General features: G+C 65.4%; 9 protein-coding genes. 3 read left to right on the top strand and 6 right to left on the bottom strand.

The genetic code is table 11. The features are described 5' to 3' along the window. Positions 1–10 precede the first annotated feature (10 nt). The 3 genes from accD (at position 11) to NKH28_RS00740 (ending at position 2,806) form a co-directional block, all read left to right on the top strand. The gene (gene accD, locus NKH28_RS00750; protein ID WP_352539995.1) at positions 11–937 is read left to right on the top strand and encodes an acetyl-CoA carboxylase, carboxyltransferase subunit beta; all 927 of its coding nucleotides are present in this window, start codon (positions 11–13) and stop codon (positions 935–937) included. 62 nt (positions 938–999) lie between these two features. Then, positions 1,000–2,325, top strand: a complete 1,326-nt coding sequence (locus NKH28_RS00745; RefSeq protein WP_352472565.1) for a bifunctional folylpolyglutamate synthase/dihydrofolate synthase — start codon at positions 1,000–1,002, stop codon at positions 2,323–2,325. A 61-nt stretch (positions 2,326–2,386) separates the two neighbouring features. Next, positions 2,387–2,806, top strand: a complete 420-nt coding sequence (locus NKH28_RS00740; RefSeq protein ID WP_352977548.1) for a VOC family protein — start codon at positions 2,387–2,389, stop codon at positions 2,804–2,806. 48 nt (positions 2,807–2,854) lie between these two features. Here NKH28_RS00740 and NKH28_RS00735 read toward each other — a convergent pair whose 3' ends face one another. The 6 genes from NKH28_RS00735 to tsaE all read right to left on the bottom strand — a co-directional run bounded on the left by NKH28_RS00735 (position 2,855) and on the right by tsaE (position 12,601). Beyond that, complete coding sequence (locus NKH28_RS00735; RefSeq protein ID WP_023718287.1) at positions 2,855–3,136, bottom strand: cupin domain-containing protein; 282 nt, start codon at positions 3,134–3,136, stop codon at positions 2,855–2,857. 128 nt (positions 3,137–3,264) lie between these two features. Continuing rightward, entirely contained in the window at positions 3,265–3,588 is a 324-nt protein-coding gene (gene trxA, locus NKH28_RS00730) for a thioredoxin (RefSeq protein ID WP_023677558.1), read from the bottom strand. A 73-nt stretch (positions 3,589–3,661) separates the two neighbouring features. Further along, the gene (addA, locus tag NKH28_RS00725) at positions 3,662–7,171 is read right to left on the bottom strand and encodes a double-strand break repair helicase AddA (RefSeq protein ID WP_352977546.1); all 3,510 of its coding nucleotides are present in this window, start codon (positions 7,169–7,171) and stop codon (positions 3,662–3,664) included. Then, entirely contained in the window at positions 7,168–10,305 is a 3,138-nt protein-coding gene (gene addB / locus NKH28_RS00720; protein WP_352977544.1) for a double-strand break repair protein AddB, read from the bottom strand. The genes addA and addB overlap by 4 nt, the downstream gene beginning before the upstream one ends. Then, entirely contained in the window at positions 10,302–11,033 is a 732-nt protein-coding gene (locus NKH28_RS00715; protein ID WP_352977767.1) for a nucleotidyltransferase family protein, read from the bottom strand. Before NKH28_RS00715 ends, addB begins: the two co-directional genes overlap by 4 nt. 56 nt (positions 11,034–11,089) lie before the next feature. Further along, positions 11,090–12,601, bottom strand: a complete 1,512-nt coding sequence (gene tsaE / locus NKH28_RS00710) for a tRNA (adenosine(37)-N6)-threonylcarbamoyltransferase complex ATPase subunit type 1 TsaE (protein WP_352977542.1) — start codon at positions 12,599–12,601, stop codon at positions 11,090–11,092. Positions 12,602–12,609: the final 8 nt, after the last annotated feature.

The raw sequence follows: 12,609 nt of genomic DNA, 5'->3' as shown, positions 1-12,609 counted from the left end.
AGCCGAAGCGATGAACTGGATCACCAATTACGTCCGTCCGAAGATCAATTCGATGCTCGGCCGCCGCACCGACATGCCGGAAAACCTGTGGATCAAGGATCCCGAGACCGGTGAAATGGTGTTCCATAAGGATCTGGAGCAGAACCAGTTCGTCATTCCGTCCTCCGGCCACCACATGAAGATATCGGCAAAGGAACGGCTGAAATTCTTCCTCGACGACGGCAAATACGAGACGCTGGAAAACCCCAAGGTCGTTCAGGATCCACTCAAGTTCCGCGACGAAAAGCGCTACATTGACCGGCTGAAGGATGCCAAGACCAAGACCGGCATGGAAGATGCCATCATCAATGCGCTGGGCACGGTCGAGGGCCTGCCGGTGGTGGTGACGGTGCAGGATTTTGCCTTCATGGGCGGCTCGCTCGGCATGGCGGCCGGCGACGCCATCGTGCATGGTTTCGAGGTCGCCTTGCAGCGCAAGCGGCCGCTGATCCTGTTTGCGGCCTCCGGCGGCGCCCGCATGCAGGAAGGCATCCTGTCGCTCATGCAGCTGCCGCGGACCACGATTGGCGTCGACAGGCTGAAGGAGGCCGGCCTTCCCTACATCGTCGTCCTGACCAACCCGACGACCGGCGGCGTCACCGCCTCCTACGCCATGCTGGGCGACGTGCACATTGCCGAGCCCGGGGCGCTGATCGGCTTTGCCGGACCGCGCGTCATCGAGCAGACCATCCGCGAAAAGCTGCCCGACGGCTTCCAGCGCGCCGAATATCTGATGGAACACGGCATGGTCGACATGGTGGTGTCGCGGCTGGAGATGCGCCAGACGGTTGCGCGGCTGCTGAGAATGCTGCTCAAGCTGCCGGAAGAGCAAAACCCGCGGGAGCCGGAAATTCTGCCGCCGGTGGCGATACCGGCCGAAGCCCGGCCGCAAGCCTGACGCGACATCACGCGGCGCGAGCGGCTGTTGTGTGCCGTTGTGCGCGCGCGTAGGATTCCTTCATGACCACGCTTGCCGCCGACCGCGAAATCGAAAGCCTGATGGCGCTTCACCCGAAGGGCTTCGACCTTTCGCTCGACCGCATTTCGCGGCTGCTCGAGCGGCTCGGCAATCCGCAGGACCAGCTGCCTCCGGTCATCCACATCGCCGGCACCAACGGCAAGGGCTCCTGTGCTGCTTTTTCACGGGCGCTGCTCGAAGCCGCCGGCTACCGCGTCCACGTCCACACCTCGCCACATCTGGTGAACTGGCACGAGCGCTACCGGCTGGCCGCAGATGGCGGCGGCAGGCTGGTGGACGACAAGGTCTTCGCCGAAGCCATCGCCCGCGTCGCCAAAGCCAATCAAGGCCAGAAGATCACCGTCTTCGAAATCCTCACCGCCGTCACCTTCCTGCTGTTTTCCGAACATCCAGCCGATGCCGTCATCCTCGAGGTTGGCCTTGGCGGCCGCTTCGACGCCACCAATGTCATCGCCGAGCCGGCCGTGTCGGTGATCATGCCGGTGTCGCTCGACCACGAAGCCTATCTCGGCGACCGCGTCGAGCTGATCGCCGCCGAAAAGGCCGGCATCATCAAGCGCGGATGCCCGGTCGTCATCGGCGCGCAGGAAAGCGAGACGGCCCAGCAGGTGCTCATCGAAACCGCCGAGCGGCTCGACTGCCCCGCCTTCGTCTATGGCCAGGATTTCCTTGCCTATGAGGAAAACGGGCGCATGGTCTATCAGGACGAAGACGGATTGATGGACCTGCCGCCGCCGCGCCTGCCGGGGCGCCATCAATTCGCCAATGCGGCGGCGGCGATCGCGGCGGTCAAGGCGGCGGGCTTCGAGATCAGCCACCGCGCTGCCGAGAAGGCGATGGCGAATGTTGCCTGGCCGGGCCGCATGCAAAAGCTGCCGCAAGGACGGCTGAGCGAACTGGCGCCGAAGGGCGCCGACATCTGGCTCGACGGCGGCCACAATCCCGGCGCTGGCGTGGTCGTCGCCGAGGCGCTGGCCGAGCAGGAGGAAAAGAACCCGCGTCCGCTGTTCCTGATCTCGGGCATGATCAACACCAAGGACCAGAGCGGCTATTTCCGCGCCTTCAAAGGGCTGGTCCGGCATGTCTACACCGTGCCGGTGAGCCTGAGCGACGCGGGCGTGCCGAACGATGAGCTGGCGACCCGCGCCATTGAGGCCGGCCTGTCGGCCGAACCGGTCAGTTCCGTCGCCAATGCGCTGATGCTGCTGCGCGACACGTGGGACGGACCGCCGCCGCGCATCCTGATCGGCGGGTCACTTTACCTGGCCGGCGCGGTGTTGGCCGAAAACGGCACGCCGCCGGTTTGAGGCGTGCTTCAGCCGGGCCACGGTGACGCCAAACTTGTCAGACCACCGCGAGGAGCCAATCATGATCAAGGTAAAGCAGCTCGCACACGTTTGCATTTTCGCGAATGACCTGGAGATGACGCGAAGCTTCTATCGGGACGTCCTCGGCATGGACACCCAGTTCAATTTCCTGCGCGACGGGACGATTTTCGGCTTCTACCTCAATTGCGGCAGCCGTAGCCATGTCGAGGTGTTCCAGAAAGACGGCGCCAGCTATGGCGACTTGAACCAGATCAACCACTTCTGCCTCGAAGTAGACAATATCGACGCCGCGATCGCCCATCTGAGGTCAAAGGGGGTTGATGTCACTTCCAAGAAACGCGCGTGCGATGACACCTACCAGGCTTGGATCCGCGACCCCAACGGCGTGAGGATAGAACTGTTCGAATACACTGAGAAAAGCGCACAATTCGTCGGCGGCGATCGTATCGCGGATTGGTGATCGCGCCTCGCCGCGACAATTGTAGCGGCGCAGCCGATGGTTGGTGGACTACTTCAGCTCGACCTCGATGAAGGCGAATTCGCCATCGTTTGCGCTGATGACGTCATGTTCGACGCCCTCGTTGCGGAAATACGGCGCGCCCTTCTTCATCTCGGCAAAGGATTCGCCATCCTTGGTCAGGAGCTTCACCTTGCCGTCGGTCAACGGCACGATCACATAGTCGTGGCCATGGCGGTGCCAGCCGGTGTTGTCGCCCGGGGCGAAGCGGTATTCGGTGACGATGACGCGCTCATTGTCGATGAAGACGGTGGCCTTGGCGGATCCGGTCATATCGCTTCTCCTGCTTTAAGCCAGACAAGAGCATGAGACGGCAAGTGGCGAGTGCCAGATCTGCGGATCGGTGACGCCACAATAAAGCCCGGCGCGAGGCCGGGCTTTTCTGCAAAATTTTGATCGGATCAGGCGAGACTGCCGTTGATCCAGTGCGACAATGCCGTTTTCGGCGCAGCACCGACCTTCATGTCGGCGACTTCGCCGCCCTTGAAGATCATCAGCGTCGGGATCGAGCGCACGCCGAACTGCGCGGCCAGCTCAGGATTCTCGTCTATGTTGAGCTTGGCGATCTTTATCTTGCTGCCGAGTTCGATGGCGATGTCCTCGAGCGCCGGGGCGATCATCTTGCACGGGCCGCACCATTCCGCCCAGAAATCGACCACGACTGGCTCCTTGGCGTTGAGCACGTCGGCCTGGAAATTGCTCTTGTCGACCTTGACGGTAGCCATGCTGAGATCCTTTCGATTTATTCGTCGCACCAAATGTGGTGGTGATCGCGTCCGTCTTCAAGCAAGTGTTGTGTCACGCTCCCGTGAGTCTAGCAAGCGCGTCGTCCATGACCGCTGCCGGCAGCTCGATCAGCCGCGGCGCCTCGGCGAACAGCAGCGCCGCCGAGACCTCGCGTCCCGGATAGAGCGGCTGAAGCAGCGCGCGATAAATTGCGAGCTGCAGAACATAGGCTTGCGGCACTTCGGCGAGCGTAGCTGGCGCTGGCCGATTGGTCTTGTAGTCGACGATCGAAACCTTGTCCGGCGTTACTGCCAACCGGTCGATCTTGCCGGAAATCGAGCGCAGTTTGCCCCTTACCTCCAGGCTGCCCATGATGGCGACTTCGGCGCGCGAGTTTGGCGCAAACAGCGGCGCGAAGCGGCTGTCGGCAAGAATTCTGAAAACGCCAGCCAGGGCCTTGTCGCGCTCGTCGTCGGGCCATGCCGCGCCGGCTCTTGCCAGATAGCGTTCGGCGGCATCCCGGCGTGTTCCCTCGGCGATGCCGGGCAGCATCTGCAGCAATTTGTGCAGCGCCAGCCCGCGCACGACGGCAAGGCCGGGCTCGGCGTCGGCATCCAGCACCGGCGAACGCGTGTCGGCCACCGCTTGCCGCGCCTCGTCGATCAGCACCGAGGCGCCGGACGGCGAGAGCGGCCGCGGCAATTCCTCGAAGGGCGGCAGAGGCCGGAACAGGGTTTCCGGCAATGGCGCAAAGCGTTCAGTCTGTCGTGCCTCATCCACTGACGCCGGTGGCATGGGCGGCAGTTTCGTCACCTGGAAACGATGCACGGTCTCGCCAGTGGCGGGATGCCGGCGTTCTTCGCTCTCCGCGGCACCGACCAGTGCGCGGCTGACGATCGAATGCCAGGTACCGGTATTCGGCGCCCGTTTGCCATGGTAGCCGCAGACGATCAGCCGATCCTCGGCGCGGGTCATGCCGACATAGAGCAGCCGGCGGTATTCGTCGTCGGCGAGCTCGCGGGCGCGGGCCGATGCGGCGCGTGAAAACCCATTTGCGACATCGCTGGCCGAACGCCAGAGATAGCCCTTGCCCTCCCAGCAGTCGCCCGAGCCTTCGAACGGCATCAATCTCGGCAGATGCTGGTCACTGAACGGCGCGGAGCCGCCATCGACAAGGAATACCACCGGCGCCTCCAGGCCTTTGGCGGCATGCACGGTCATGACGCGAACCTCGTCGCGGGTCTGGTCCATTTCGCGCTTGATCTCGGGGCCGGCGTTTTCCAACGTCGACAGGAAGGATTCCAGTCCCGGCAGGCCGGTCCGCTCCTCGGCCAGGCAGAAATTCAGGAATTCGTCGAGGACGTCGCCGGCCTCCGGCCCGAGCCGCGCGATCATCTTCTTGCGCAGGCCGTCGCGGGCGAGAGCTGCAGCATAGAATTCGAACACCGGCTTGAATGCGGCCTCGTTCGACCATGTGCCGAGCCGGCTGACGACGGCGGCCAACGCCTCGCTTTCGCCGGCATGCCGGCGCAGCGAGGCGATCAGCGAGACGCTCGATGGCCTCTCCGCAGCAAGCGCGAAAAGCTGCTCTTCCGAGACATCGAAGATCGGGCTGCGCAGCACGGCGGCCAGCGACAGATCGTCCTCGGGCTGGATGAGAAAGTGACCGAGTGCGATCAGGTCCTTCACCGCGATATGGCCAGGCAGGCTGAGCCGGTCGGCGCCGGCCACCGGGATGTCGCGGCGCTTCAACGCCCGTGTCAGCGCATGGACGAAGCGGTCGCGCTTGCGCACCAGCACCAGCACGTCGCCGGGCCGGAGTTTCTTGCCACGCCCTTCGATGACCTCGCCGCCGCCGATCCAGCCGGCAATGGTCGCTGCAACGTTTTCGGCAACGCGCACCGCCGGTGCGTGGGCGTGATCCACCGCTTGCGTCCAGTCGTCCGGTTCGTCGACGATGTCGGCGCCGAGCGAGGGCCAGACGTCGACATAGCCCGGCGCATCGTTGCGGATCGCCTTGTGGTCGAGCGGATCGGGATCGTGGCTGATGCCGCGCCGCACGTTCGGGTCAGCAAAGACACGATCCACCGCCGCAAGCACGTCGTCGGTCGAGCGAAACGACCAGGTTAGCTTGAGATCGGCGAAGGCGGCGGCGGATCTGACTTTGCCGGCAAACAAAAGCCGGCTGTCGGCAAAGGAGTCCGGGGCGGCTCCCTGGAAGGAATAGATCGACTGCTTTTCGTCGCCGACCGCAAAGATGGTGCGGTGGACGGCGTCGCGTGCGCCGAGCCCGGCAAAGAACTCCTCCGCCAGCCGCTTGACTACCTCCCACTGGTCGGGACTGGTGTCCTGCGCCTCGTCGAGGAGGATGTGGTCGATGCCCTGGTCGAGCTTGTACTGCACCCATGGGCCGGCGTCGGGCCGCGCCAGTAGATGGACCGTGCGGGTGATCAGGTCGTTGAAGTCGAGGAAGCCGCGCGCGCGCTTCAATTGCTCGTAGCGGGCGATCAGCCAATCGGCGATGGTCAGCGCTGCACGCGTGCCTTCCAGCATCCTGAACAAGGCCAGCCGGTCGGAGATTTCGAGAATGGCGTCGACCGCCGCCAGATATCGTTCGGCAAGATCGGGCAACCGGTCCAGCAATGCCCTCTTAAACGTCTTTGCCGGATCGTAAGGCTCGCCGTCGGCCCTCAGGAAAGCCTTGGAGAGCAAATTCAGGCGACGTACCGGATCCTCCTCGGCAAAGGCAAGGCGGGCGTATGGCAGCAGATTGTTCAGCACGATGCGCGCATCGGCGGCCTCGGCTGCCCGTGAAAAGGTGACGAGATAATCCGGCAGGAAGCCGGGCAGCGGCCAGACCGAGGCGGCTATACCTTCGGCCATCTGGCCGGCGCGGAAATGGAACTCGTCGAACAGCGCCTGAAAACCATCGCCGCCGGCCGCGGCGATGAACGCACGCAAACCATCGCGCTTGCGCACGATCTCGGCCAACAGTGCGTCGAGCCCATGCTCGCCGCCGCGCTCCAGCACGGTGGCGAAGGCCTCGGACAATGCCGCATCGCCTGCAACGCCGCCCGAAATCATGTCGCGGCGGGCGGCGGCAAACAGCGAAGCCTCCATTTGCGGATCGAGCATTTCGAAATGCGCAGGGATATTGGCTTCCAGCGGGAACTGATGCAGCACCGATTCGCAGAAGGCGTGGATGGTCTGGATCTTCAGCCCGCCCGGTGTTTCCAGCGCCTCGGCAAACAACCGCCGCGCCCGGCGCATGGTTTCGCGGTCGGGCTGGCGGCCGTCCAGCGCCTCTATCCGTGTCGAGAGCTCGGCATCGCCCAGGGCCGTCCATTGCGACAGCGTCGAAAACACCCGGTTCGACATGTTGGCGGCGGCGGCACGCGTATAGGTCAGGCACAGGATCTTGGACGGATCGGTGCCGCGCAGCAACAGCCGGATAACGCGCTGGGCGAGTACATGGGTCTTGCCCGATCCGGCATTGGCCGACACCCAGGCGGAATTGCGCGGGTCGGACGCGCTTGCCTGGCTCGCGGCAGTGTCGCTTGGAATGGGGTAGGCCTTTTTCATGCCTCCCCTCCCTCGTCATCGGCGTCGCCGCCGGCGGACCATTCGAGCACGCGGGCGAGATGGTCGTAGTCGCCGTCGGTCTCGCCCTCGCGGAACGGCAGCGCCCGCGACAGATAGCCGGTCGCCGGGTCGGCGTAGTGGATCAGCAGTTTTTCCAGCCGCGCCCACGCTTCTTCGGCGAGATCGGCGGCGGTTCGCGGCTTGCGGTTGTATTCGAGGATGGATTCCTCGAACACTTCGCCATTCGGCCTCAGCCGCACGAAGGCCAGTTGCGACGGCTCGCATGCGCCAAGCTCCTTGAAAGCGCCGCGCCTGAGCAGCGCGCCCTCGAGTGCCAGTTGCGGCGCGAGCAGTGTGTGCGCCTGTGCTTTGGATGGCGAGGAGCCGGTCTTGTAATCGAGGATGTCGGCCATGCCGCCGGCCAGCAGATCGATGCGATCGGCATAGCCGGACAGGGTCACACCGGATCGGCCCACACCGGTCTTTTCGGCGCGTTCCTCGGCGTACCGCCGTGCCACGGCTGCGGCCCGGCCGCGCTCCCATTCGATGATGCCGGCGGCAAGCTTTTCGAAGCGTGGCCACCACACCGCCTCGACATCGGCCGGCAGCGCCGCCTCGGTAAAGCAGGAGCGGCCTGCGGCGATGAGCCCGTCCAGCGCCTCCGGCGCGCGCGGGTCGGCCACCCTCGCCGAGAAGAGGTGCAGAATTGCGTGAAACAACGTGCCACGCTCGGCAGCACCCGGATCGCGAATGACCGGATCGAGCGGCATCAGGCCGAGTATCCTTCTGGCATAGACCGCATAGGGATCGCGGCGCAGCGTTTCGATCTCGGTGACCGAGAAGTGGTGCGGCCGCGCGGCGAGGGGCGGTTTCGGCTGCGGCCGCGGCGCAAAGTCCTGCTTTTCGCCGGCATCGAGCACACGCGCCCAGGCAAGCAGTTCGTCGCCGCGCCGGCGAAGTGCAGCAGCGTGGTCCTCGCCGACGAATGTAAGGATGCGCTGCAGCCAGCGCGAAGGTACCGACGGTGCATCGCCGGAGCGGCCGGAGCGAGCCAGCACCACTTTTTTGGCGCCCATGGCCATCTGGAAATCATGGGCGGCAAGGCCGATGCGCCGCTCGGGCGGTTCAAGATCGATGCCGGTCTTCATCAGCCGCGACATGAAGCGGTCGCTCTCCGGCTTGCGCGGCCACACGCCTTCGTTGAGGCCGCCGACGACCAGCGTGTCGACATCCTGAAGCCGCGCTTCCAGCACACCCCAGATGGCGATGTTCCTGTCGGTGCCCTGCGCCGGCTTGACCGTCTCGGGCGCGATCATCGCCTCCATCACGTCAGGCCATTCGTCAGCGGCGAAGGAGAACGACACCGAGGCCGCGACCAGCTCGCGCAAGAGCTCGGCGAGCTTTTCGCCGGCATCGCCCGCATAGAGTTCGCTCGGGCTGCCGTCAGCGGCGCGGCCGAGACTTTCGAGCGCAACGACGCTGGCGCGCACAAGGGTGGCAAGATCGGCATTCTCGTCGCCGCGAAGAGCAACCAGCGGCGCCAGCGCGGCCGTTAGCCGGATCAGCAGGTCGCGCGCCTGTTCGATGCGCCTGACCGAAAGCCGCGGCCACCAGAAGGGTGGGCGGCGATTGCCGCTGCCGTCGAATTCGAGGAGCCGGGTGTCGAAGAGCTGCGGCAGCGACGCCACGTCCGGACGCCCGGTGCCGCCGCGCAGCCCCACGAGTTCGACGATTTCGGCCGCATGGCGCACGCTTGCCCGCTCCAGGCCGAGGCCAAGCAGGGGATGCTTGAGCAGCGACAGCAGGGCGACGGGGTCGCCCGGGCGGAAGGCTGCCTGAAGCGCCAGCCTGAGCAGGCTGGCGGCTGGTGTGTTGATCAGCGGCGTGCCGCCGGAATCGTCGGCGGCAACGCCGAAGCGCAGCAGCTCGACCGAGACGCGCCGCGCCAGAGCGCGGTCGCCGGTGACGAGTGCGGCGCGCTGGCCGGGCCGTTCGACAGCCTGTTTGAGCGCGACGGCGATCGCCACGGCTTCGTCGCGTTCGCTGGCGGCTTCGAGAAGCGTCACATCGGCGAAGGCCTCGGCAATATCGCCGGCCCTAAAGCGGGCGCGCGTCTCGGCCCAGAGCTCGGTGGTCTCCGCCGGGCGCAGCGCTTCGCCGACAAGTGCGGCGCGCAGCGCAAGCGGTCGCGGCGCAACAGCAAGCTCCTCGACATCGGCGCGCGGCACGCCGATCTTGCCGATCAACTTTGCCAGGCCGTATTGCGGGTGGCCAAGCACGGCTGGCCGCGCGCCCGGTGTGGTGATCGCGGCAAAGGACGGCTCGTCCAACGCCCGGTCGAGCCCGGGCAGCACAACGGCGCCATTGGGCAGACCGGCGATCACGGCAAGCAGCTCGGCCGTGGCGGGAATGGAGCCGGTGGAACCGGCGGCGATCACCGGTCCGGCCGGCGGATTGCGCTTCAGCCGCGCCGCCTCCAGCCTAATCAGGGCATTACGATGCGCGGCCGGATTGGAACGATGGCGTTCCTCGAGCAGGTTCGGCCAGTTCTCCGTCACGATGGTCAGGAAGTCGAGTGTCACCTGCCACCAGCCTGCAAGATTGCCGGTTACAAGGTCGGCGAGCCTTGCCCAATCGGTGCCTTCGGTGTCGATCTCATCCATCAGGCGTGCAAGGTCGCGCGCCAGCCAGATGGCGTCGGCGGCGGAGGCCGGTATGACGATCTCCTCGTCGAACAATGCCGCGACATGTGCCGGCAGGCGGCGTTTCCACGCCCGCACCAGCGGCGCAAGCAGCAGAAGACGCTCGACCGCGGCGATCGGCGGCGCAAGGTCGATGGCGGCCGAACCTCCTGCCTCGAAGGCGGCTTCATCCTCATCGAACTCACCAAGCGGGCGGATGACCGGCAGGATCGCCGAGCGGCTTCCCGAGCGCGAGAGAGCATCGACGAAGACGCCGCGAAGCGCCCGCGCCGCACGGCGCGTCGGCACATAGATGGTGAGATCGGCCAGCGCCAGCGGATCGCCGTCATAGGCGAAGCCGGGAACCAAGCGCCCCGCAAGCAGCGCCTCGGCCAGCGTCGGCAGGAACGGCGCTCCGGGCGGGATCGAGAAAACGCGGCGGGAGCCGCTCATTTCGACTCGGGAAGAGCGCCGGGTGCCTTGGGCGTGCCGGCAAAAGCGGCGGCGACCGCTGCTTCAGCCCGCGGGATCGCGTCAGGTGTGCCGACAGTAATCCAGTGACCCTGCATTTTCAGGCCGAACAGGCGCCCGGCGGCGATTGCCGCATCGAAATAGGCGTTGAGAGAGTGTGGACCGGCCGGCGCATCCTTGAAGATGCGCGGATGGACGATTGCGGCGCCGGCATAGATCAGGCCGGCCGGATCGTTGTTCGCACGCCGCAAGGCGCCGTCCGGCGCCATCAGGAAATCGGTGCCGCCGCTATGTCCGGTTGCCGACTGGAGATCCGCAAGCATCAGCAGAATGTCCATTGTCGCGCCCTCCCATGCAAGGGCAAGTCGCCTGAGACTGGAAACGCCGCTGTCGATCCAGAAGGTGTCGGCGTTGAGCACATAGAAGGGCGCCCCTAACCTGGGCAATGCCTTGACGATACCACCGGCGGAGTCAAGCAAGCCCCTACTCTCATCCGAGATGACGATTCTCGGCGCACTGCGGCGGGCTACATGGTCCACGATCTGTTGCGGGAGGTAATGGACGTTGACGACGGCCTTGGCGACGCCGGCTCCGGCTAGGCAGTCCAGCCCCCAGTCGAGCAATGTCTTGCCGGCGACCTTGACCAGCGGCTTCGGCATGGTGTCGGTGATCGGCCGCATGCGCTTGCCGAGCCCGGCGGCGAGCACCATGGCGGTCGTCGGCATCGGCTGCTCATCCGCCGCCTTCAGGCCCAAATCCTTAGCCGTCAAATCGAGCGTTCCTCCAGGAAGCCGTGGGCGATGTAGAAATCCTGCAGCCCGGCCAGCGCCGGATGCGCCAGTGCCCGGCGAAGATAGTCGCGGATGCGCGGCAGATGCTTCAGATAATAAGGCTTGCCGTCGCGTTTTTCGAGCCGCACGAAGATGCCGAGGATCTTGGAATTGCGCTGTGCGGCCATGATTGCATAGGTTTCGCGGAATTCGTTCTCATCGAAGGCACCGGCAGCACGTCGCGCGGCGATGTAGGCGGCGAGCGTGTGCTTTTCGATTTCAGGTGAGATGGTGACGCGCGCGTCCATGGCGAGCGAGGCGACGTCGTAGGCTGACGGACCGATCAGCGCATCCTGGACATCGACGACGCCGAGGCGGTCGTGACCGAAACGGTCAGCGCGCCAGATCAGGTTGGGCGAATGAAAGTCGCGCAGCATCAGCGTGTATTCGCGCCCCTCGAGCCGATCGACCACCGCACTCCATTCGCTGCGATAACCGGCGCGCAACGCCTCGCTTGGCGAAGCGCCTGATATCGCCGGGACATACCAGTCGACCAGCAATTCGGCCTCGATCATCATGGCGTCGCGGTCGAAAGGCGGCACGTCGTGGAAGACGCCGGGGCCGGCCTGCATGCGGGCCGGCCATGTTTTGCCGTGCATCATGGCAAGCAGTTCGGCCGCCGCCGCATAACGCGCGGCCACCGGCTGGCCGCGCTTGTCGAGGAAGCCTTGGGAACCGAGATGCTCCAGCAGAAGAAAACCCTGCTCGAGATCCTGGGCATGGATTTCCGGGACGCTGACGCCGCCGGCCCGCAAGGCCCGGTCGATGGCGACGAACGCCGAAACGGATTGCGCGGTGTGAGCGATCTCGGCATAGGGTTTGCCGTCGCGGACTGGCGGTCCGAGCACCAGCCTTGGCGAGTTCATCAGCACGCGCGGCGGAAATCCGGCGAGCGTGACGATCTCGTAGGAGCGAGCCGAGGCATCACCGATGAAATATCGTCGCTGCGCTTCGCCCCAACCGGCCTGCCCGAGAAAATCGCGCATTGCCAGCGATCGCGCCGCGCGCTCGAAGGCGGCGCCCTCTCCCGATAGTCTCGCCAGTCGGCCGTCGCCCTGCTGGAGAAGTTCGACCAGCACCGAGGTTTTCGGCAGATATGCCTCTGCCCGCTCCGGCCATTCGACCAGCGCGGCGCCTTGCGTCAGCGCCTCGTCGAAGCCCAGCTCGTCCAGCTCGGATGCCGTGCCCAAGCGGTAGAGATCGAAATGATGAACCGGCACACGCGTGTCGTAGCTCTGGACCAGCGTGAAGGTCGGGCTCGGCACGTCGAGCCCGGCATCGTCGGCCAGTGCCCTGATCAGCGCCCGTGCCAAGGTCGATTTGCCGGCGCCGAGATCGCCCTTGAGGGCGAGCACGTCGCCAATGCGCAGCGACATGGCGAGATCCTCGCCGAACCTTGCCGTCGCAGCCTCGTCGGCGAGAAAACGCTCCAGCACCAATACCGCCATCGAACGCG

This window comes from Mesorhizobium sp. M1227 (assembly GCF_040318315.1).
GTDB lineage: Bacteria > Pseudomonadota > Alphaproteobacteria > Rhizobiales > Rhizobiaceae > Mesorhizobium.
This window is presented reverse-complemented; position numbering and strand designations above follow the sequence as displayed.

Excerpts from the sequence above, each read along its gene's own strand:
- accD (WP_352539995.1), top strand. The coding sequence starts at position 11 with ATGAACTGGATCACCAATTACGTCCGTCCGAAGATCAATTCGATGCTC.
- NKH28_RS00745 (WP_352472565.1), top strand. The coding sequence starts at position 1,000 with ATGACCACGCTTGCCGCCGACCGCGAAATCGAAAGCCTGATGGCGCTT.
- NKH28_RS00740 (WP_352977548.1), top strand. The coding sequence starts at position 2,387 with ATGATCAAGGTAAAGCAGCTCGCACACGTTTGCATTTTCGCGAATGAC.
- NKH28_RS00735 (WP_023718287.1), bottom strand. The coding sequence starts at position 3,136 with ATGACCGGATCCGCCAAGGCCACCGTCTTCATCGACAATGAGCGCGTC.
- trxA (WP_023677558.1), bottom strand. The coding sequence starts at position 3,588 with ATGGCTACCGTCAAGGTCGACAAGAGCAATTTCCAGGCCGACGTGCTC.
- addA (WP_352977546.1), bottom strand. The coding sequence starts at position 7,171 with ATGAAAAAGGCCTACCCCATTCCAAGCGACACTGCCGCGAGCCAGGCA.
- addB (WP_352977544.1), bottom strand. The coding sequence starts at position 10,305 with ATGAGCGGCTCCCGCCGCGTTTTCTCGATCCCGCCCGGAGCGCCGTTC.
- NKH28_RS00715 (WP_352977767.1), bottom strand. The coding sequence starts at position 11,033 with ATGGTGCTCGCCGCCGGGCTCGGCAAGCGCATGCGGCCGATCACCGAC.
- tsaE (WP_352977542.1), bottom strand. The coding sequence starts at position 12,601 with ATGGCGGTATTGGTGCTGGAGCGTTTTCTCGCCGACGAGGCTGCGACG.